The sequence below is a fragment of the Neobacillus sp. KR4-4 genome (assembly GCF_042136325.1).
Classification (GTDB): domain Bacteria; phylum Bacillota; class Bacilli; order Bacillales; family Cytobacillaceae; genus Neobacillus.
In genome coordinates, this window is the sequence record NZ_JBHHJU010000047.1 from 1 (window position 1) to 20,997 (window position 20,997).

Sequence of the window (20,997 nt, forward strand, 5' to 3'; positions counted from 1 at the left end):
GGTGTTCGGTGTGGTAACCTCACTTTTAACCTAATTTCACGGGGGTGGCAAGTTTTTTGCATTTAAATCCCTTTAAATCAAGGATTATTAACTTTTTTAATATAAAAGTTTTGACAATACGTTTTAAAACAATGGAGGGGAAATATGGAATTAACAGCAGCCCATTGGGTCTATCTAGTTGTCACTGTAGCCGTTATTATTATCATGCTTTTTAGAAAAGGTGTTGTTTTACCACTCATAGTTGGAACCTTTATAGTTGCAGCCGTGTATAAAGGAAGCTTGATTGGCGGTTTCCAAGCCGTTTTTAATGCCAATCTCGTAGCCGCTAAAGAACTATTTAGTATTTTCCTAATCATTTCCATCATGATCGGTCTTCTTAATTCCCTGAAGGATTTAGGTGCAGATAAAAGGATGGTCGTGCCGATTCAAAAAATAATGGTAAATGGACACGTATCTTATTTAGTGTTAATGGTTACAACGTTTGTGATTTCACTCTTTTTCTGGCCAACTCCAGCTGTTCCATTAATTTGTGCTTTATTAGTACCTGCTGCAGTAAGTGCTGGATTGCCAGTCATGACCTCAGCAATGGTTATTGTTATCGCTGGTCAAGGTATGGCCCTTTCATCAGATTATATTATGCAGGTAGCCCCAATGTTAAGTGCGAAAGCAGCTGGAATTGATAAAGCGCTAGTTTCCGATAAAGCCTTCATTCTTTCTCTTATTACTGGTATTAGTGCTCTTGTGATTGTGTATGCGACACATCGAAAAGCGATTACTCAAAAATCTGTTAACGAAAATAATAATGAAAAAGTATACTTCCAAGTTACCGAAGAGCTTGCTGCTACAGTAGAGGAAACTGCGGAAGTAATCAAGTTAAAAGCAAAATGGGGAAAAATCTTTGCGATTGTTGTACCATTAGCGATGCTAGGTGTTATGGTTTTTATGGTCCAATCCAAATTTGGCGGTGGAGCTGGATTCGAGGGAGGCGATGGTGCTGCCTTTATCGGTGGAGTTGCTACGATTCTCTTAGTCTTAGCAACAATTGCTTTTAACCGCATTCATGCGCTTGATAAAATTAGCGAACATATTACGGAAGGTTTTGTATTCGCTTTTAGAGCCATGGCTCCTGTTATTCCGATTGCCGGTTACTTCTTCATGGGAAGTGGAGACTTTTCTGCGCAAATCCTTTCCTTAGGGGAAGATGCAGCTAAACCAGGCTTTTTGTTTGATTTGATCCAAGCAGGTCAAAATTATATACCTCACAGCCCGATTATTGCAGCATTTAGTATCTTAATCATTGGGATTATTACCGGATTAGATGGTTCTGGGTTTGCCGGACTTCCATTAACTGGTGCATTGTCTGGTGCCATTGGACCTGGAAGTAACATCGATCCATCCGTACTTGCAGCTATCGGACAAATGGGTGCAGTATGGAGCGGGGGAGGTACACTGATTGCCTGGTCGTCACTTGTTGCCGTTGCAGGTTTCTTACAGATCTCACCTTTAGAGCTGGCAAGGAAAAATTTCATTCCAGTTATTACGGGTCTTTTCCTCGCAACGATCTTGGCAGTTATTATCTGGTAAATAAACTGTTACTTTCAACATAGCTTCACATTAACTAGATAGAAATTAGGGATTGCTAATAAATAAAGGGCTATCTTAAAAGTCAGCAGCAAACTGATTTTTTAAGATAGCCTTATTATTTTTCGTTTAATTAATCGTTATCTTAATATGCTTGCCGACATATATGGAGAGGGAGAGGGGATAGAAAATGCAACAACAAAGGATTGGTTTAGTAGGGCTTGGTAAATTAGGGACAGCCATGATGACGCATTGGGATAAAAAACGGATAGCAATTGGAGTTTACCATCCGGTGCAAACGAAAGCAGAAAATTTTCAGAAAGCATATCATAATAGCTACATTTTAACAGATAGTCAATTGAAGGGTGTCGATATCTTAGTCCTAGCATTACCTGCGACCGAGGTTATTCCATTTGTCACCTCGTTAAAAATGGAAAGCCAGGCCGTGCATAAACCCATTATCATAAATATGGCAACGAACCTTCCTACAAAACAAATAATAAACCATTTTCCTGACTTACATGTACATGGGGTCAAGTATATGGGACATTCTAAGGATTTATTGGAACATGGTAATGGTTTATTTATTACTGAATCAGTGTTACCACAAACTGTTGGAGAACTTTTTCAGAATCTTGGTAAGGTAATGGTCGATAGTGAAAATTGTTTAACGGAAGTAAACAAATTAGCGACGTATTTTGCCCTAAAGTCAGCAATTGCAATCGAGACGGAGTTTCTGAGCAGAGGATTACCACCAGAATACCTAAAGAGAGCATTAACATCGTTAGCACCTGAAGTGATCCGATCATATAGTGAGGGGAGTCTTGGCCACTTTGCGAAGGAAATTGCCAAAGAAATTCTTGAGGAGAAAACTATAGTCCATGAAAGTACCGACTGAAAAAATTTCTATTCAATGAGAACGGTGTCAATCTATTTGATTGACACCGTTCTCTATGCTACGATTCTTAAGAGAGCCATATTTGGCAAGAGGGCTGCAAAGAAAACATCTGACATGTTCGTTTTATTATGAAACTAGATCCTGTAGTTAAAAATTAAAGTTAAAAAGTATGTATGGAGGTCAAAAAATGCTAGAGTTAACTATCGATGAGTCTGATAGGCTTATTAAAGTAGCCCATGCTATTGCATCGGAAATCCGAATTGCTATTCTAAAATTACTAAACTTTCAAAAAATGAATATTATTGAGATTGCTGAAAAGCTTGATCTTCCTGTTTCAACCATCGCGTCTAATATAAAAGTTCTAGAAGGTGCAGGTCTCATTAATACTGAAATACAGTCAGCCACAAGAGGAAAGATGAAAGTATGTTCAAGAAATTTTGATGATATTCATATGGCCCTTAATTTAAATATTGGTTATAATGATCCAAAGAATTGTTATGAGTTGGAAATGCCAATCGGACATTATTCTGACTGCGAAATAACACCGACATGTGGAATAATCAATAATAATGGTTTAGTGCAGCCTGAGGATGATGAATCCTTATTTTACCACCCTGATCGTATTTCAGCTCAATTAATATGGTTACGACAGGGCTTTCTTGAATACCGCTTTCCTGTGTCACTTTCTGGAAATGCTGATATTCAGTCACTTCAATTTTCTATGGAACTTTGTTCAGAGGCTCCGAACTATGATCACAATTGGCCTTCTGATATTACAGTCTGGGTTAATGGAAAAGAGATATGCACATGGACTTGTCCAGGTGATTTTGGCGATCGCAGAGGAAAGTTAAACCCATTGTGGCTGCGCGATAACCATACCCAGTATGGACTGTTGAAAAATTGGAAAATAGATAATAATGGAAGTTATTTAGATGATGTCAAAGTTTCTTCAGTCAACTTGAATGATATTGAAATTAATAATCAAAAATTTATTATCTTAAAAGTTGGTGTTCAATCGGACGCTATGAATATTGGAGGCCTTAATTTATTTGGAAAAGGCTTTGGTGACTATAATCAAGACATTTTGATGAGAATTATATATTCCTAATTTGGGATTAAAAGGTCTCTTTTATTACAATTTATTTGTAATAATGGAGACCTTTTTTCTTTGTTTTGGAAAGTCCCAACCTAGTAGGGTTTTTAGGGTGTAAATGCTTATTTTTCAAAAATTGTAAAAATTTCATAAAAGATATTGACCTTTTAATAGTGAGAGATTATCATTTAATTACAGTAATTATGTTTGAAACAAAAATATTGTTTTAATTAATGTAAAAAAGCTTCAAAAAGAATATAACTACATAAGGAAAAATTCACTTTCTCTTTTTTTATAATTGATGTAAACGCTTTAAATCTAGATTAAAGAGATGGAGAATGAAGGAAGGTGATTTTTACAAATAAATAATTCGGAATATTCAGATATATAACCAAATAGTTAGCGGTGAATGTGTAAAGTTCAATGGGTTATATAAACTATAATTTTAAATTTATGTAAAAAAATCACTTAATAAAATTCTAGGAGGAATTAATTATGACTATTACTAAAAATTCAGAGACTTCAAGAGTAACGTATGAACCGGCAGTGATTATGGGTGCTCTTTACGGTCCAGGAATTCATGGTTTAAAAGGAGCTTTTGATCGCAAATGGGTAGAGGAATTAGCAAAGGACATTGACGTCCTATATAAGGATGCACTCCAAAGACCAGGTGGAGCAGTGGGCCGTGGGCCGAAACGCCACTATGTGGAAATCCACCCAGAAGATATCAGCGGTTTTGTAGATTTGGTGACGCACCCTTGGGTCAAGGCTGTCTGTGAAACGGTTTTAGGGCCTGAGTATAAAATTGTCGAGATTGGCTTCGATGTACCAAACCCAGGAGCTGTGAATCAGCCTTGGCATCGTGATTTCCCAGCTCCTGAAGACACAGTTAAGGGAAGAAGGCTCAATTCTCTCGCATTTAATATAACAACGGTGGATGTGGAAGAAGATATGGGACCATTTGAGATTGCTCCTGGAACTCAGTGGGACGATGGCAGCGCGTATGAAAGTGAAATGTTCCCTGAGAAAGAGCTTTATTTTCGATATGAGGCCCTAGCGGAACAAAAAATGCCTAAAATGGGGGATATTTCAGTCCGTTCAGCACTTACCATTCACCGAGGAACAACGAATAACTCAAATAAATCAAGACCAGTCCTTGTTTTAGGAGTGGATGCTCCTGGAGCAAACAATCATGAACGGCATGACCTGCAAATAACGAAGAAATTTTATGAAACAATGCCAGAGGATTTAAAGGGTCACTTGATGTGCCGCATCGTGGACGAACTAGAAGTAATTGTTCAAGAGCACACGATTGAAGGACTTAAAATGGGCGAAGCCTAAAAATTTCAGACCAGATAGCAGTGATTCAGCCATTCAGCCGTTGATTCTATCATCTTGAATACGGCTAAATGAAATCGTTCTATATTTGAAAAAAATAATAATTGAATGCTGGAGGAAATCATATGAAAAAATCAGTATTAATCTCATTATTCTCAGCTGCTATGCTAGCTATGGCTGGATGCTCAAGTGGGTCTGAAACTGGGGGAAGTGCAACAAACTCTGCTGGAGACGATGGAAAGGTAGTTGTTGGTTGGTCTCAGATGGAAAATAATAATCCATGGAGAATCGCGGAAACGAAAAGCATTCGAGAAGAAGCTAAGAAACGTGGATTCCAAATGGTCTATTCGGATGCTCAAAGTGATACAGCGAAACAGGTATCAGATGTGGAAGATATGGTTGCACAGGGAGTCGATTATATTATTCTAGCACCTCGTGAATTTGAGGGACTTTCCCCGGCATTAGCTACTGCTAAGAAAGCACATATTCCTGTTATTCTTGTTGATAGGAAAGTAGCTGGAGAAGCAGGAAAAGATTATGTGAGTTTCCTAGGATCAAATTTCATTGAACAAGGACAAAAGGCAGCTGATTGGTTAATAAATGAAATGGGAGGAAAAGGAAATATAGTAGAACTTACAGGAACTTCGGGTTCTTCCGTAGCAATCGATCGTCAAAAAGGATTCATGGATAAGCTTAAAGAAAAGGCGCCAGATATGAAGGTTATTGCCTCCCAAACAGGTGACTTTGCACGAGCCAATGGACAAAAGGTAATGGAAAACTTGTTACAATCTCAGGGAGACAAGATAGATGCCGTTTATGCACATAATGATGAGATGGCTATCGGAGCAATCAATGCAATCAAAGCAGCCGGAAAAGTCCCTGGAAAAGATATTATCATTGTCTCAGTAGACGGAACTAAAGATGCCTTGCAGGCAATCGTTGATGGGAAAATGGGTGCAACGGTTGAGAGCTCTCCATTCTTCGGTCCAAGTGTGTTTGACGTAATCGAAAACTTAGAAGAGGGTAAAGAAGTAGAAAAAGAAATTATTATTAAGGACCGCTTTTTTGACAAAACCAATGCAAAAGATTTCGTAAATGACGCGTATTAACAGCAACCTGTATTTCGCAAGTATCTTAAAAAAGATACTTGCGAAAAGAAAGGGGAGGCCATATGGGGACAGAGCAGTTACTAAAAATGGAGAACATTGTTAAGACCTTCCCGGGTGTGAAGGCATTAAAAGGTGTAGAGTTAGAGATTAATAAAGGTGAAGTTCACGCATTAATGGGTGAAAATGGAGCAGGTAAATCGACACTGATTAAAATATTAACCGGTGTTTATCATCACAACGAAGGAAGCATTCTATTAGATGGACAAAATGTAACCTTTAAAACCCCAATCGAAGCACAATTGGCAGGAATTAGTACTATTTATCAAGAGGTTAGTCTCATCCCATATCTCAGTGTTACAGAAAATATATTTGTGGGCAGAGAGCCCAAAACTAGAATCGGAACCATAGACTGGAAAAAAGCTCATAAAGATGCTGCAGAAGTTCTAAACAATATGGGAATTTCCATTGATGTTAAGAAACCGGTAAATACTTATAGCACTGCTCTTCAACAAATGGTATCTATCGCGAGAGCTATTTCAATGAAAGCAAAACTAGTAGTTATGGACGAGCCAACATCTTCTTTAGATGATAAAGAGGTGGAAGTACTTTTTAATGTCATCCAAAAGTTGAAACAAGAAAATGTTTCGATCATATTTGTTAGTCATAGACTGGACGAAATTTATAAGGTTTGTGACCGGATTACTATTCTACGAGATGGATCTTTTGTGGGAACCTGGCCTATTAGTGAACTTTCACAAAATCAATTGATCGCTTCCATGATAGGAAAGAGTGAAACAGAGGCTGCACAATTAATGAAAATGAAAGAGGCTGTTAACAAATCGGATGAAAAAATTGTTATCAGTCTGAAAAATGTGAAACAAGGAACACGTGTAACAGATGTAAGCTTTGAATTGCGTAAAGGTGAAGTTCTCGGCCTAGCAGGTCTTCTTGGATCCGGTCGTACTGAAACGGCAAAGGTGATTGCCGGGGTCTCTTCTCCTGATGGTGGAAAGTTGACATATCAGGAAAATGAAATTCAATTTCAATCTCCTGGGCATGCAATAAAATCAGGTGTAGCCATGTGTACGGAAAATCGTAAAACAGAAGGCATTATTCCGAATATGTCGATACGTGAGAACATCACACTGGCAAATCTTAAAGACTTTTCGACGTTTGGTTTCGTATCCAAAAAGAAGCAGGATAAGGTTGTTAATGAGTTCATTAAGCGAATGGGTATAAAAACACCAAACGCAGAACAAAAGATTAAAAATCTAAGTGGCGGGAATCAACAAAAAGTATTGCTTGCGCGCTGGCTTGCACTTAATCCAAGCTTACTCATTTTGGACGAACCAACTCGAGGCATTGATGTTGGTGCAAAATCAGAAATTCATTCTTTAATTGATGAACTATCCAAAGAGGGATTAAGTATATTACTCATTTCATCTGAATTTGATGAGTTAATTCATAATTCGGACCGAATCGTTGTCCTTCGAGAAGGACGTAAAATTGGTGAGTTAACTGGAGAGAAGCGGACGCAGGATAATATCATGAAAGTAATCGTAGAGAATGGTCATAGTTCAGAATCTTACGGTGGGGAGGATCAATATGCAAGAATCTAATGTAAAAACAACTCAAATCAATCCCCATTTAGAAAAGAAATTCCGCTACCCACTAAATGGAGAGATGGTCAAATCTTTTTCGTTACCTATTGTCATTTTGATTCTCTTCTTATTTAATAGTATATTTACTGACAACTTTTTAGCTGCAACCACAATGTGGAATATCCTACTTCATGTGTCTACGACGGCACTAGTTGCTATTGGGATGACGCTGGTTATTGCAACGGGAGGAATAGATTTATCTGTTGGGGCTGTAATGGCTATCGGAGCCGTCGTTTCAACTTTTTTACTGGACTATAATATTTTCGTAATTATCCTAGGAACGATTATTATCTGTGCACTAATCGGTTTATTTAATGGGGCGATTATTTCGTATATAGGTGTTCAACCAATCGTTGTGACCTTGGCGATCATGATTGCAGGTAGGGGAATTGCACAAATTTTAACAGATGGATACCTAGTTTCTTTTTCCAATCCTTCCTACGAGTGGATTGGAAAAGGGAAAATCTTGGAGATACCAGTCCCGGTAATTCTTATGTTCCTGGTGGCAATTACTGCATTTATAATTATTCGCTATATGACATTTGGACGTTACATAGAAGCTATCGGTGACAATGAGCAAGCAGCCGAATTGGCTGGAATTAATGTAAAAAAAATCAAAATGATTGTCTATATTGCGGCAGCCGTATTAGCTGCATTAGCTGGAATGATTGAAACAGCGAGGATGGCGGCAGCAGATGCGACTAGAATTGGTGAGCTGATTGAACTGGATGCCATTGCAGCTGTTGTTGTAGGTGGTACGTTAATGACTGGAGGAAAACCATTTATTTGGGGTACGGTTTTTGGTGCCATTCTCATGGGGATAATCTCGACCACGTTCAATATGAACAACATTTCTTACTCTTATTCATTGATTATTAAAGCGATCATTATTGTAGGGGCTATTTACCTTCAAAGAGCAAACAAATAAGGGAGGTGCTTAACGTTGAAATCAGCAGCCAGTCATCAAACTAATAATAAACTATTTAGAAACCCGGTTATGTTCATTCAGAAACAAGGTGCTTTCATAGCACTAATATTACTAATTATTTTTGCATCGCTTAAGTACGACAACTTCCTTACAAGTGTAAATATCATTAATATTTTAAAACAAAATAGCATGATTGGCTTAGTTGCCATCGGAATGACATTTGTTATATTAATGAAAGGAATTGATCTATCGGTCGGTTCATTACTCGCACTTGGCGGAGTTATGGCAGCATCACTTTCTTCATATGGTATTTTGGCAGCGCTATTGGTTCCCATTTTAATTACCACTTTCCTCGGTTGTATCAATGGGTGGATTATTGCGAAGTTAAAAATGGAACCGTTCATTGTAACACTTGCGATGATGATTGGCGTTAGAGGATTTATTTATGTGTTCACCGAAGAAAAGACAGTTTCAGTTGCTGTGCAACACAAACAATTTTTTATCGATTTGGGTAATGGGGCTTTTATTGGCATTCCAAACTCAGTGTGGATTTTTGTTATTACTTTAGCCCTTGCATCATTCATTCTCCATCAAACCAAGTTTGGCAGGAACGTTTACGCGATCGGGGGGAATGAAGACGCGACACGACTAATGGGAATTCGTGTAGACCGAATGAAAATCATGGTTTATGCATTGAACGGGGCATTGGCAGGGTTTACAGGCATTCTTCTTGCCGGACGTCTTGGTGGTGCAGCGCAGCCTGTCGCTGGAAATGCGTGGGAGTTAGACGCAATTGCGGCAGTGGTTATTGGAGGTACTCTTCTTGTCGGTGGACGAGGTGGTGTTTTCGGAACATTTGTAGGTGTCATGCTTTTGGGCGTGGTATTGAATGTTATTAACCTCCAAGGTACACTAGATTCTTGGTGGCAGCCAGTCATTCGGGGAGCATTCCTTTTAGCCATCGTAATTATCCAAGCACAGTTGATGAAACAGCAAAGTGTTTTCAAAAAGAAAAAGATCGAACATATGCAGCCGAGGTAAATATTAATTAGCAAAAAGGTGTCAATCCATCGATTGACACCTTTTTTGTTACACAACCATTAAGATAAAAACAATTGTAAAACAAATAGATACAACATTACACAGCCAATATAAATACTTGCGAAGGAAAGATTCCAGTTTGACACCTGATAAGAGCTTTCCTTCACGATACTTGACATAAGCCCTAACGTGGCATTATATGGACCAACTAGAAAAGCCGAGACAGCACCTGCTAACATCGCCACCGTTAAGATATGTGGTGAAATACCAACGACAGCTGGGTTTAACCCTTCGGTCATTAATGCCAGTGAAACGGCAGGATGCAAGCCTAAAAAGGCTAGAGCCAGCGGGATTAACGGCAGTAAAATCAAAAAGATCTCCACACCTGCAAAATTAATAAACTTATTGACCCAGGCATCCAGCCAGACATTTGCATGTGAAATGTTGATGGTTGAGATGAAAAAACCGGCTGATAAGTAGATGAAGAATTGGTCCTTCATGCTTACAGAGAACGTTTTTAAATGATTAAGCAAATGGGCACCGAACTCTTTACCCTTTTTTAAGAAGAGGGCCCAAGTGAAAGAAAATGGGATAACCATTAATGATACTAATATTAAAAATGGATAAGGGAACTTTGATTCTACTAAAGAAATAACAACATTAAATATAATGATGGCCAGTAGTATTTGGAAGACTCTCCTTGAACGATTAGCTGGATTGCTTGTTTCTAAGGTAGCAGCAGTTTCGTGAACGGACAGGTCCTGTTTATTATGGATCATTATACTTGCTCTACGTGAACCAATATACCAATCCACACCTACTCCCACGATGCTTAACGGAATTACATATGGAAGAATTGATACCCAGCTGACGCCAGTCATTGTGATCACAATCCCGACAATCGGGGTAACAGGTGCCCAAAGCAATGGCATCGCAAATCCGCGTGTAATCGCTCTGCTCATAAACCGCTCTTTATTCTCAACGGGAATCACATCTAATGCAGGCCTTATCGAGTAATAAGTCATTGGCAAGGTAGCCAAATTCATAAAAATACTAAAAAAATACGAAATGCCAGATGTGATCATATACAGTTGGCCAGAGGTCTTTACCCTTTTTGTAATTATATTTTGGATGCCGCCGCTATATCCGCCTAATTTAATTGGAATCCCTAATATCGGAATCAGCGTAAACATGGTTAGTAAGTCCAGCATCGGGCCGAAAGAGAGTATGTATTGCTGCCAAGAGGCTCCGCTCGTCGATAGTAAGACTACTCCAGATAGTAAAAATGTACCGCCTAATACTTGAACAAATCGCTTCGCCTGAAATATGGTAATAAGGACAATCAAAAGACTTAGCGAGGAAATAAGGACACCAAGATGGAGCCCTGGTAAAAGTACAGAGAATAAATACATTAAAATAACGATAAAAAACATATATCTCAGCATATCAACACCCTATCCTTTCAAGAATTGTATACCAAACACATGTTTAAAACTTGAAAAAGTCACAATTTGGTCAAGAATTAATAATTAATTTGGTATTTGGTATACAAAATACTTGTTTTCTGTTTCTCCCCGTTATAAAATTACAGTATCAAATAACTTATTAATAGGGGGCTTATACATGTTTAAGTTTCTATTTAGTTCTAAAAGTGCTGTAGAAAAAGCTGAGAGAAAATTAGCTTCACTAAGAAAAACGCTTAAATTTTAACCTCACACATTCAACCGCTACTACCATGTGGCGGTTATTTTTTATTTTTAAAAGTATAAAATCCGGAAAGAAAGCTGCGCCTCTCCGGATTTTTTCTATTTTGAAACGATCATTTAAGAAGGATGAAAAATCTTAAACCGCAACCTCAGTTGATTTAACTAGTTTGGAGTTTACAGAATCTTGACTGTTTCCAGAAGCTTTTACGATCTCATTTAATTCCTCACGTGCAGCTTCAAGTGTATCAAACTTCTCAAAAAACTTGACAGCAATCTGATTAACATATTCCTTTCCTTCATATTTCTCGAATAATTGGATTTTAATCGTTTCGTCAAGTACTTCAGCAATTGTGTATTTCGCTTTTAAACTATCAAAGAAATAGAAATGGTAGGTTTCAACCGGTTTTAATCCATCGTTTTCAAGAACCGTTTGGAAGGTATCCTTATTTGTTAGTACTATATATTTCCCCATCTAAAACACTCCTTAAAGTAATTTATTTGTCCTATTAAAAAAATAAATCAGGTAAGTATGGTTTTTTGTTGCTATAAGTATCGACACCTATTGATGAAGAATATTTCGTTACTCACCTCCAAGGAATATTGTATACCAAACTCTTATGTGTATTTTAACGTATGGAGTTAAATTGTTCAAGAACATATTCTAAATATTTAAATAATTCCTAATTTAGTGCTAGAATAAGAGCTTAACTTTAAAAAAATTAATCTTTTTTTAAATTCTAGTTTGCTTCTCTATCCAAAAGATTGTATACTTCAGAAAAGTATCATAATTTTTAGAAAAAACAGAAAGGGGTAACAATATGCCAAAAGTAATCCTTCATGTGGATGGTACGACAATCGAACAAGAGGTTAAAGATAATGCCAATTTAGTTGTTTTGGCTGGTACCCGCCAACTTCCTAAACTAAAGTATGGCTGCGGAATGGGACGCTGTACAAAATGTGCATGTATCGTAGTGAATGGATCTGAAGGGCTGACACCAGCGAATTGGAAAGAAGAAAAAATGCTTGGTGATAAGGTAAATGAGGGGTATCGGTTAACGTGCCAATTAACAATTAAAGAGGATATTGAAATATCGCAAGAAAATATTTCAGTTCATCCTCCGAAGAAGCAATCAGTGATCCAATCTTAATAGGGAATGTATTTATTATTAAAAATGGTATACAAAATACAAAAAACACAAGTAGGTGAGTACTCATGAATTGTTATGATCTAACCAGTATGACATGGAAAGAAGTAGAAGCAGCTTTAAAGACGGTTCAATTTGCTATCATTCCAATTGGTGCCCATGAACAGCACGGCCCACATATGGTTGAAAGTTGTGATGCTGTTTTAGCAGAGAGGATGGCCAAGAAATTAGGACAAAAAATGTTTCCTTATGCATTGGTGACACCAACTGTTAATATGGGGGTTTCTCAGCATCATTTGAATTTTCCGGGAACCATCTCCTTGCAGCCGACCACATTAATCGCAGTATTAAAGGATGTGGTTTCGTCCTTGAAGCATCACGGGATTGAAAAGTTTTTATTTTTAAATTCTCACGGGGGCAACCAGTCGACGCTTAATGTGGCATCAATGATGTTATCAAAAGAACTAGATGTAGAAATCTATTATGCCAAAACAACTGCCTCTGCTAAAAAGGCAATTAAGGAAAATGTCACATCCGCCTTATTTGGTCATAGTTGTGAGCGTGAAGTATCGGAAGCGCTTTATCTAGCACCTGAACTTGTCCGCCTTGAAAAACTTGAGAAAGGTGATATTCAAGAAGAAGGAAGATGGAAGCAGCTCAGACCTGGTAAAGCGATTCAAGGATTTTATTATTATGAAGAAATGACGAATAATGGCTGCATTGGTGATGGCACAAAAGCCAGTTGGGAGATTGGCCAGCAGATCGTAGAAGAAGCATTAGATAATCTATCAAAAGAACTTTATAAATTGTTAGATTTGCAAGTGAATGTCCACCAATAATCATAGTTTTAAAAAAAGAAAAATAATCTTTAAAAAATTCTAAAAATTATATTTACAAATAAACAATATCTTGGTAGTATAAACGTAAGGTATACCAAATCAATAGTTTTACAAAAAAAGAGAGTGTTGGAAAGGGAAAATATCCACAATCTTTTAATTTTTAAACTAACTTGGTATACAAAATATCAAATACCAATCTAAGGTTGGTACCTACATAAAATTAGAGGAGGAGTTTCAGTTGACAGAATTATTATCTAAAGATGAATTTCGCAGACAATTAGAGGAAGCAATTAAAGGTAACCATAGCCAGAAGGCTGCATTTACAGTAGCTTGGGCAGAGGGCAAACTTGAAAGAAAACACTTTGCTAGTTGGGCTGAAAATCACTACCATTATGTAGGACCATTCGCTGATTACTTAGCGTACATTTACCACAATACTCCACAAGATCCAAAGTTTGCAGCTGCAAAAGATTTCACTCTACAAAATATGTATGAAGAAGAAATCGCAGCAGATCGTCACACAGACTTATTGATTCGTTTCGCGGAAGCTTGCGGTACGACTGCAGAAAGAATTATTGATCCTAACAATATGGCTCCAACTACTTTAGGTCTTCAAAGCTGGTGTTTTGCGGTAGCAGCACGTGAGAATTTTGTGGTAGCAACTGCGGCTCTTGTTGTTGGATTAGAATCACAAGTTCCTGATATTTACAGGAAGCAAACTCCTGCTTTACGTGAAAAATACGGATTTACTGATGAAGAAATCGAATTCTTCGACTTACACATCGTTTCAGATGAGATCCATGGTGAACGCGGTTACAAAATTGTTCTTGACCATGCTGACACACCAGAATTACAACAACGTTGCTTAGAAGTTGTTCGTACAGGAGCTAAAATGCGCCGTATGTACATGGATGGACTTTGGAAAGAGTATATTGAAAAAGATCTAGGCTCTCTTGTTGAAGCAAAGTAAATAGATAATTGGAAGAGTTGTTATCGGCCGTCATATTAATCTTGTAATTTAAGGTTTAAGTGACGGCCATTTCTATAGAGTTATGTTTTCTATTAATTGCTGGGAACTTAATAAATGAAAAAAGGTGATAGTAGTGATTACTACAAAAGTAGAGACATTCAATAATTATATCAATGGAGAATGGCAGGAATCAGTTAGCAAGAAAACATTTTTTAGTGTGAATCCGGCAAATACCGAAGATTTTGTCGGTGAATTCCAAGCATCAAACGAACAGGATGTACAAATAGCGATTGAAGCTGCCAAGAATGCTTTTCCTAACTGGTCCCAAATAGCACCTTCCAAACGTGCAGCGATCTTAAATAAAGCTGCCAGTATTCTCGAGCAAAATGTTGCCTCTTTGGCAGAAGAGTTAACAAGGGAAGAAGGCAAGCATGTTGATGATGCTAAGAATGAGATTTTACGTTCTGCGCAAACCCTCCGATATTATGCAGTAGAAGGGCAAAGTTTTACAGGGGAAACCTTTCCAAATGATGATGCAAACATGAAAGTTTCAACGGAAAGAGAACCACTCGGAGTTGTCAGTGTCATTACTCCATGGAACTTTCCGCTTTCTATTCCAGCCCGAAAAATCGCTCCTGCTTTAATCACGGGGAATACGGTTGTTTTTAAACCTTCCTCTGATACTCCATTGATCGCTTTTCGTCTAGTTGAGGCTTTAGATAAGGCGGGCATTCCAAAAGGCGTGATTAACTTTGTTACGGGAAAAGCATCAGATGTTGGCGATCTATTGGTCACTCATCCAGCAGTTAGAGCTGTCACATTTACAGGTTCAACTGCGGCAGGGGAAGACATTCATCAAAAAGCAGGCTTTACAACTCGGACGCAAATGGAATTGGGCGGGAAGAATCCGCTTATTGTTATGGAGGATGCAGATCTTGATCTTGCCGCTACATTGACGGTAAACGGGGGCTTCTCACTAACAGGGCAAGCTTGTACAGGAACAAGTCGTGTTATCGTTTTGAAAAACGTAAAAGAGGCATTTGTTCAAAAACTCGTTGAAAAAACAAGCGCACTTAAAGTCGGGAATGGTTTTGAGGCTGGTGTGAAAATTGGACCGCTTGCCAACGAAAAGCAATTGAAAAACGTCTTAAAGTATATTGAATTCGGAAAAGAAGATGGCGCTGAATTGGTCTATGGCGGTGAGCAATTATTATCTGGAGAATTTGAAAAAGGATATTATGTTCAGCCGGCAATTTTTACGAATGTAAAAGCGAATTCGCGGATTGCAAAAGAAGAAATCTTTGGTCCAGTGGTGGCTGTAATTGAAGTAGATACATATGAAGAAGCCATCACTGTTGCAAATGATGTTGAATATGGTTTATCTGCTTCGATTGTGACCAATAATCTTAAAATTGCTAACCAATTTACCAAAGATATCCAAGCGGGAACAGTTAAGGTTAACCGAACCACAACTGGCAATTTAATGAATGCTCCATTTGGCGGCTTGAAAAAATCAAGTACCTCTACCTTCCGTGAATCAGGAAGAGTGGGCTTAGAGTTCTTTACGCAATTAAAAACGGTCTATATGGGCTATTAATAACAATATGATATATAAAGGAGAACCGGTATGAAGTCTGTATTAAAAATTGAACTTGAAGAAGCAAAGTTGATGATTGAGGCAGCAAAGAAAAAATCAGAAGAGATTAATGTCTTTGAAACGATCGCTATTGTTGATGATGGTGGTAATCTAATTGCACTAGAGCGTATGAACGGTGCCCGCATTACAGGACCAGAAATCTCGATTGCGAAAGCTTACACAGCTGCTGGCCACAAACGCTCCACCCATTTGTTTAACAAAGAACCTAACGGACCTGCCCTTCCTGGAAACGAAGCCTTCGGAATTCAACAAATGCTTCCAGGGAAGTTCGCCATTTTTGTTGGCGGGTTCCCAATTGTTGTCAATGGTGAAGTGGTAGGCGGGATTGGTGTAAGTGGTGGAAACGGCGAGCAAGATACTGCCGTGGGAACCGCAGCACTTCAAGCATTGCAAACGTATCTAGAAAGCGATGGCCTAGAAGTTATTACTTCAGCAGATATAAAAAAATAAGAAAAATGGGGCCTCATTCATGTATGTTTTTCGCAGAATGAGGTCTATCTTAATCTACGCTTCTATTAAAAAAGGGCTATAAATGTTATATTGGTATAAAAAGGGGGAGAATCAACTGAAAACATATCTTGAGTTAGCTATTGGATTTGCTCGCACCGGTGTGACTGGGTATGGGGGCGGACCCTCTACTATACCGTTGATTGAATTTGAAGCAGTGAAAAAATACAAGTGGATGGACGAACAAGAATTTGTAGAAATCCTCGCATTAGCTAATACCTTGCCAGGGCCGATTGCCACAAAAATGGCTGCGTATATTGGTTACAAGGTAAAGGGGTATTTAGGGGCAACCGTGGCCATTCTTACCCACATTCTGCCTTCCATTGTCGCGATGATTGCCTTATTGGGTGTACTTTATTCCTTTAAAGAATCACCGATTGTCAGCGGGATGGTTCAAGGGGTTACTCCGGTAATTGGATTTATGTTGTTGGAAATGGCTTACCGATTTTTTCAAAATGGCCGTAAAGGCTTAGGTTTTCCGATCATGCTCACGCTTTCGATTGTTACATTGATTATCGTTCAGTTCCTGGGAGTACATCCAGGTATTCTAATTGCGGTATTTCTCATTACTGCCTATATCATTGCTGATCGAAAGGAAAAAGCGGCAAAAGCTTCAGCTGAGATGCTTCTTCAGAGAAAGGAAAAAAGTTCATGATCTATTTGCATATTTTTTGGTCGTTTTTTATTGCTAATTTATTGGGATACGGCGGCGGACCTGCAACAATACCTTTAATTCAAAATGAAGTGGTCAACCATTACCATTGGATGAGTCTTTCCGAGTTTGGGGATGTCTTAGCAATTGCAAATGCCCTCCCAGGACCGATTGCCACTAAAATGGGGGGCTATATAGGTTATCAACTAGGGGGAATTCTCGGTGCAACGATTGCTCTAATCGCAACGATACTGCCTTCTGCATTAGCCGTTATTTTACTTTTTAAATTTATCAATCTATTTAAAGGTTCTCCAAAAGTTGCGCTTATGACAAAGTCTGTTCAGCCGATTATTTTCATTTTACTTGCTGTAATGGCCTATCAATTCTTTTTATCAGCCTATGAAAACAGTGGTCTTTTTCACTTAGTTTTATTAGCTGTGGTTAGTTATTTTGCTTTAATAAAAATAAAAATGCACCCATCTCTGTTAATTGTTTGCTGTTTAGTTTATGGTGGAGTTTTTCTTTCGTAAGATGGAAAGTTAAAAAATAATAAAAATGAGCGGGTGGAAGTTATGGATTTAAGATGGGAGGAAAACAATCTTTTATCGATTCGTGAGCATGCATATAACTATTTAAAGGAAATGATTCTTGAGGGCGAATTAAAAGCCGGCGACCGGTTAATTGAACGAGAACTGGCTGGGAAATTAGGCATCAGCCGCACACCGATTCGAGAGGCCATGTTTCGCTTGGAGTCCCAAGGTTTTGTAAAAACAGTTCCAAGAAAAGGTGTCGTGGTCTCAAATATATCAGAGAATGAAGTCATCGAGGTATTTACAATTCTTTCCTCATTAGAAGTCCTTGCTGTTAAATTGGCCGCGGGGCGGATGGATAAAGAAACACAACTAGAATTGGATCAAAAGATAAAAGAACTAATAGAGTTAAGAGATCAAGCAGAAGAAAATTTTAATTTTGAACATATAGAAATGAATCGTCTTATTAACAAAGCATCAAAAAGCCCTAAATTATTTGAGATTCTCTCTGGTTTGATTGACTATATACATATGGCTGCAAATATGGGATATGAGACACCAGGGAGAAGAAAAGAATCATTAAAAGAACACATCGATATCATGAAAGCCTTGCGTGATAAGGAAGCGGAAATGGCTGAATATTTAATGAGGATTCATATTGAAAACTCGAAAAAAGCTTACATCAATTATATTGAAAGTATAAAACAAAAGCTTAACAAAAAGGAAAAGTTGTTGTCCACCTGATCCATTCTGGAAAGATCTCGGGATGAGTTTTCATCAATGTTCATGACCACACCGTCTCCTCGATGTGGTCTAAAATTTACCTTTTTCAAAAAATGAAAAAATTTAAAATATTTATATTGTCTGATAATTTTAAATATGGTATATTGTATACCAAGAAGATAAATTAAAGGGAGGATACGAGGCATGCCAAAAATAAATTTCATTAACAGCAATAAACAATTAGAGGTACCAGAGAATTCAAATATTTTAAGGATGTCCCTTCGTTATGATGGAGAACTCCCAAATCGATGCGGTGGAGGAATTTGCGGCAACTGTGTATTTAAAGCAGAAGAAGGTGCCGAATTCTTAGATAAGGTTAAAGTGCAGGAAAGAAGAAAGTTAGGAGAAGAGTGGTTAAATGAAGGGTATCGTCTCGGGTGTCAAACCTTCGTAACAAACGGTGACATTTCGATTTCTTGGGATGATGCTTTTACAGAAATCGTCAAAAAAAGAAAGCCAGATAAAATTCAGAAAGAAGTCACGACTATTTAGTAGGATAACCAAAAAATTCAAATTCGGGGTGAGATCATGTGGGCCTGTGAAAAACATATGAAAGAAATTCTAACCTTCTTAGAAACTCCCCATATTAGCAAAGCTTCCTATAAAATAAAATGTTCACTTTGTGATAATCATGCACTTGCAAAAATCTATTACACACATAAACCTTTACATTTGAAAAAAAATAAAAAATTACGAGCATTTGCGTAACATCTATAATGCCTGCCCCCCAGTACTTTAAAATTTTGTAAGGCAGTGGGGAGCAGGCACGAAAATAAAAAGCGATGAGTTTTTTCTCATCGTTTTTTTATGTAGTAAAATAATAAATTAGATTTATTAACATATTTGAGAATCGGATAAAAAAAGGAGAGTTGACCTGATGGAAAATAATCAGTTCGATCTATGTGTGACCCTAATCAAAAATGCGAAGAACATTGTTGTGCTTACTGGTGCCGGAGTAAGTACTGAATCAGGCATAAAGGATTTTCGTTCAAGGACTGGAGTTTATCAATTGGCACCTGAATATATTCTTTCGCTTGATTATTTTTATCAAAATCCAAAAGAGTTCTATCAATTTGCACTCGACAATCTTTATCATCCGGACGCCATGCCAAACGCAGGGCATGATATCTTGTCAAAGTGGGAAAGAGAAGGGAAAGTTTCTCATATTATTACTCAAAATATTGATGGACTTCATCAAAAAGCAGGAAGTAAAAGCGTGATTGAATTTCATGGAACAATGAAAACAGCCTCCTGCTTACATTGCAATAAAAGTTACTCGACCGAAGAAATGATCAATCGTTTTCAGACCATGAATGAATTTTATATTTGTGACCATTGCGAAACCCGGCAAAAGAGAGAGCGTTTCATAAAACCGGATGTTGTTTTATTTGGTGATACAGGTAAATGGTTTACGGTTGAAGGGTTTAATAAAATTTTACATACGATCGAAGAGGCAGATTGTCTATTGGTGTTAGGGACGAGTCTTAAGGTCACACCATTTTCAACATTCCCTCAATATAGAAGGAAAAGCACTCCATTGATTATAATTAATATCGGTGATACTCCATATGACACGGATCGGAATACATTCGTCATTCCTGAGTCGATTGGGAAGTCCTTGACCCTATTGGATGAACAACTAAGAAGCTGAATTAAGAAATTCACAAGAAAGTTGGTGGGAATGGTGAGTGAAAGTAAGCAGTATGTATGGTATGCAAGTTATGGTTCAAATCTTAATAAGAATCGGTTCTTATGCTACATCAAGGGAGGAAGTCCAGCGGGTTCCACGAGAGTGGAGACAGGTTGTAAAGATCAATCACTGCCGATAGCAGAGTCTTCTTTAAAATTCAATTATCCGCTTTACTTTGCTAAGGAGGCAGCAGGGTGGCAATCGCAAGGTGTGGCCTTTATAGGATTAAATCAAATAGAAGATTCGCTCACTTATAGTAAAAAATATTTAATCACTAGTGAACAGTTTTTAGATGTGGTGAAACAGGAGAATAGTGGGAAAATCTTCGAAATAGATTTAAACGAGGTAAAAGAGAAAGGGGCAAAAATATTTCGCCGCCATGCTTGGTATGGAAATATTATTTATCTTGGTGAGGATAGGGGGTATCCCATTTTCACCTTTACTGCCCCTTGGGAACAAGCTGAAGTAGAAATGAAGAAGCCATCTCATAATTATTTAGCCACTATTATTAATGGGTTAAAAACAGACTATACGAACGAAGAAATCTTTTATTATCTTCAGGATAAACCAGGTATACGTGGTTTCTATTCGGATGAGGAGTTAACTAAAGTGATTAATGGACCGGAGACTTTAATAAACAAAAAACCTTCCTAAAGTAATAGGAAGGTTTCAGATTGTAGACAAAAGGCATTCGATGAGCTTAATCGAATGCCTTTTTATGGTTTTTTTGCTCGTAAGAGCAAAATTTTGACCTTTTCTATACCTTTATCTAGGCCTTTTCTGGACTTTTCCATGTCCAGTTGGCCATCTTTTTCAAATTCATGGCAGCAAAAGTAAGCATCGCTTGCATGGACAATTTTTTTAGGCCT

At 37.8% G+C, this 20,997-nt stretch carries 21 protein-coding genes; 19 read left to right on the top strand and 2 right to left on the bottom strand.

Going from position 1 to position 20,997, the window contains the following annotated elements; all coding sequences use genetic code 11:
• Positions 1 to 144 precede the first annotated feature (144 nt).
• From ACE198_RS27065 to ACE198_RS27100, 8 genes are all read left to right on the top strand, one after another.
• Complete coding sequence (locus ACE198_RS27065) at positions 145 to 1,584, top strand: hypothetical protein (RefSeq protein ID WP_098571915.1); 1,440 nt, start codon at positions 145 to 147, stop codon at positions 1,582 to 1,584.
• A gap of 187 nt (positions 1,585 to 1,771) precedes the next feature.
• Positions 1,772 to 2,479, top strand: a complete 708-nt coding sequence (locus ACE198_RS27070; RefSeq protein WP_375377694.1) for an NAD(P)-binding domain-containing protein — start codon at positions 1,772 to 1,774, stop codon at positions 2,477 to 2,479.
• A 187-nt stretch (positions 2,480 to 2,666) separates the two neighbouring features.
• Positions 2,667 to 3,587 carry an ArsR/SmtB family transcription factor gene (locus ACE198_RS27075; RefSeq protein ID WP_375377695.1) on the top strand — a complete coding sequence of 307 codons (921 nt, stop codon included), beginning with the start codon at positions 2,667 to 2,669 and terminating at the stop codon, positions 3,585 to 3,587.
• A 480-nt stretch (positions 3,588 to 4,067) separates the two neighbouring features.
• Positions 4,068 to 4,913, top strand: coding sequence for a phytanoyl-CoA dioxygenase family protein (locus ACE198_RS27080; RefSeq protein WP_375377696.1), 846 nt, complete (start codon positions 4,068 to 4,070; stop codon positions 4,911 to 4,913).
• Between the two features lie 122 nt (positions 4,914 to 5,035).
• Complete coding sequence (locus tag ACE198_RS27085; protein WP_251458810.1) at positions 5,036 to 6,019, top strand: ABC transporter substrate-binding protein; 984 nt, start codon at positions 5,036 to 5,038, stop codon at positions 6,017 to 6,019.
• Positions 6,020 to 6,081: 62 nt separating this feature from the next.
• Positions 6,082 to 7,638: a sugar ABC transporter ATP-binding protein gene (locus tag ACE198_RS27090; RefSeq protein WP_375377697.1), complete on the top strand. Its 1,557-nt coding sequence runs from the start codon at positions 6,082 to 6,084 to the stop codon at positions 7,636 to 7,638.
• A complete protein-coding gene (locus ACE198_RS27095; RefSeq protein ID WP_375377698.1) occupies positions 7,625 to 8,608 on the top strand; it encodes an ABC transporter permease in 984 nt (327 codons plus the stop codon). Before ACE198_RS27090 ends, ACE198_RS27095 begins: the two co-directional genes overlap by 14 nt.
• Before the next feature lie 15 nt (positions 8,609 to 8,623).
• Entirely contained in the window at positions 8,624 to 9,649 is a 1,026-nt protein-coding gene (locus ACE198_RS27100) for an ABC transporter permease (RefSeq protein WP_375377699.1), read from the top strand.
• Positions 9,650 to 9,708: 59 nt separating this feature from the next.
• Here the strand turns inward: ACE198_RS27100 and ACE198_RS27105 are convergent, their stop codons facing one another.
• Positions 9,709 to 11,094 (bottom strand): hypothetical protein, encoded by a 1,386-nt coding sequence (locus tag ACE198_RS27105; protein ID WP_375377700.1) that lies wholly within the window; start codon positions 11,092 to 11,094, stop codon positions 9,709 to 9,711.
• A 397-nt stretch (positions 11,095 to 11,491) separates the two neighbouring features.
• Positions 11,492 to 11,827 (bottom strand): hypothetical protein, encoded by a 336-nt coding sequence (locus ACE198_RS27110; RefSeq protein WP_098576198.1) that lies wholly within the window; start codon positions 11,825 to 11,827, stop codon positions 11,492 to 11,494.
• Positions 11,828 to 12,173: 346 nt separating this feature from the next.
• Between ACE198_RS27110 and ACE198_RS27115 the strand changes: the two genes are divergently transcribed.
• From ACE198_RS27115 to ACE198_RS27165, 11 genes are all read left to right on the top strand, one after another.
• On the top strand, positions 12,174 to 12,503 hold the full coding sequence (locus ACE198_RS27115; protein ID WP_375377701.1) for a 2Fe-2S iron-sulfur cluster-binding protein: 330 nt from the start codon (positions 12,174 to 12,176) through the stop codon (positions 12,501 to 12,503).
• Positions 12,504 to 12,568: 65 nt separating this feature from the next.
• Entirely contained in the window at positions 12,569 to 13,339 is a 771-nt protein-coding gene (locus tag ACE198_RS27120; RefSeq protein ID WP_375377702.1) for a creatininase family protein, read from the top strand.
• Between the two features lie 238 nt (positions 13,340 to 13,577).
• A complete protein-coding gene (locus ACE198_RS27125) occupies positions 13,578 to 14,309 on the top strand; it encodes an iron-containing redox enzyme family protein (protein WP_375377703.1) in 732 nt (243 codons plus the stop codon).
• A gap of 133 nt (positions 14,310 to 14,442) precedes the next feature.
• Complete coding sequence (locus ACE198_RS27130; protein WP_375377704.1) at positions 14,443 to 15,906, top strand: aldehyde dehydrogenase family protein; 1,464 nt, start codon at positions 14,443 to 14,445, stop codon at positions 15,904 to 15,906.
• 30 nt (positions 15,907 to 15,936) lie between these two features.
• Entirely contained in the window at positions 15,937 to 16,416 is a 480-nt protein-coding gene (locus tag ACE198_RS27135; protein WP_375377705.1) for a GlcG/HbpS family heme-binding protein, read from the top strand.
• Positions 16,417 to 16,498: 82 nt separating this feature from the next.
• Positions 16,499 to 17,128 carry a chromate transporter gene (locus ACE198_RS27140; RefSeq protein ID WP_251458822.1) on the top strand — a complete coding sequence of 210 codons (630 nt, stop codon included), beginning with the start codon at positions 16,499 to 16,501 and terminating at the stop codon, positions 17,126 to 17,128.
• Positions 17,125 to 17,655: a chromate transporter gene (locus ACE198_RS27145; protein WP_098576193.1), complete on the top strand. Its 531-nt coding sequence runs from the start codon at positions 17,125 to 17,127 to the stop codon at positions 17,653 to 17,655. The genes ACE198_RS27140 and ACE198_RS27145 overlap by 4 nt, the downstream gene beginning before the upstream one ends.
• 42 nt (positions 17,656 to 17,697) lie before the next feature.
• Positions 17,698 to 18,399, top strand: a complete 702-nt coding sequence (locus ACE198_RS27150; RefSeq protein ID WP_375377706.1) for a GntR family transcriptional regulator — start codon at positions 17,698 to 17,700, stop codon at positions 18,397 to 18,399.
• 183 nt (positions 18,400 to 18,582) lie between these two features.
• On the top strand, positions 18,583 to 18,930 hold the full coding sequence (locus ACE198_RS27155; protein ID WP_375377707.1) for a 2Fe-2S iron-sulfur cluster-binding protein: 348 nt from the start codon (positions 18,583 to 18,585) through the stop codon (positions 18,928 to 18,930).
• Positions 18,931 to 19,315: 385 nt separating this feature from the next.
• A complete protein-coding gene (locus ACE198_RS27160; protein ID WP_375377708.1) occupies positions 19,316 to 20,089 on the top strand; it encodes an NAD-dependent protein deacylase in 774 nt (257 codons plus the stop codon).
• Between the two features lie 33 nt (positions 20,090 to 20,122).
• Positions 20,123 to 20,782, top strand: a complete 660-nt coding sequence (locus ACE198_RS27165; protein WP_375377709.1) for a hypothetical protein — start codon at positions 20,123 to 20,125, stop codon at positions 20,780 to 20,782.
• Positions 20,783 to 20,997 lie beyond the last annotated feature (215 nt).

What these genes read in the sequence shown, in the direction of transcription:
- ACE198_RS27160 (WP_375377708.1), top strand. Translation starts at nt 19,316, where the DNA reads ATGGAAAATAATCAGTTCGATCTATGTGTGACCCTAATCAAAAATGCG.
- ACE198_RS27115 (WP_375377701.1), top strand. Translation starts at nt 12,174, where the DNA reads ATGCCAAAAGTAATCCTTCATGTGGATGGTACGACAATCGAACAAGAG.
- ACE198_RS27135 (WP_375377705.1), top strand. Translation starts at nt 15,937, where the DNA reads ATGAAGTCTGTATTAAAAATTGAACTTGAAGAAGCAAAGTTGATGATT.
- ACE198_RS27065 (WP_098571915.1), top strand. Translation starts at nt 145, where the DNA reads ATGGAATTAACAGCAGCCCATTGGGTCTATCTAGTTGTCACTGTAGCC.
- ACE198_RS27150 (WP_375377706.1), top strand. Translation starts at nt 17,698, where the DNA reads ATGGATTTAAGATGGGAGGAAAACAATCTTTTATCGATTCGTGAGCAT.
- ACE198_RS27085 (WP_251458810.1), top strand. Translation starts at nt 5,036, where the DNA reads ATGAAAAAATCAGTATTAATCTCATTATTCTCAGCTGCTATGCTAGCT.
- ACE198_RS27120 (WP_375377702.1), top strand. Translation starts at nt 12,569, where the DNA reads ATGAATTGTTATGATCTAACCAGTATGACATGGAAAGAAGTAGAAGCA.
- ACE198_RS27075 (WP_375377695.1), top strand. Translation starts at nt 2,667, where the DNA reads ATGCTAGAGTTAACTATCGATGAGTCTGATAGGCTTATTAAAGTAGCC.
- ACE198_RS27090 (WP_375377697.1), top strand. Translation starts at nt 6,082, where the DNA reads ATGGGGACAGAGCAGTTACTAAAAATGGAGAACATTGTTAAGACCTTC.
- ACE198_RS27070 (WP_375377694.1), top strand. Translation starts at nt 1,772, where the DNA reads ATGCAACAACAAAGGATTGGTTTAGTAGGGCTTGGTAAATTAGGGACA.
- ACE198_RS27110 (WP_098576198.1), bottom strand. Translation starts at nt 11,827, where the DNA reads ATGGGGAAATATATAGTACTAACAAATAAGGATACCTTCCAAACGGTT.
- ACE198_RS27140 (WP_251458822.1), top strand. Translation starts at nt 16,499, where the DNA reads ATGTTATATTGGTATAAAAAGGGGGAGAATCAACTGAAAACATATCTT.
- ACE198_RS27095 (WP_375377698.1), top strand. Translation starts at nt 7,625, where the DNA reads ATGCAAGAATCTAATGTAAAAACAACTCAAATCAATCCCCATTTAGAA.
- ACE198_RS27080 (WP_375377696.1), top strand. Translation starts at nt 4,068, where the DNA reads ATGACTATTACTAAAAATTCAGAGACTTCAAGAGTAACGTATGAACCG.
- ACE198_RS27105 (WP_375377700.1), bottom strand. Translation starts at nt 11,094, where the DNA reads ATGCTGAGATATATGTTTTTTATCGTTATTTTAATGTATTTATTCTCT.
- ACE198_RS27155 (WP_375377707.1), top strand. Translation starts at nt 18,583, where the DNA reads ATGCCAAAAATAAATTTCATTAACAGCAATAAACAATTAGAGGTACCA.
- ACE198_RS27145 (WP_098576193.1), top strand. Translation starts at nt 17,125, where the DNA reads ATGATCTATTTGCATATTTTTTGGTCGTTTTTTATTGCTAATTTATTG.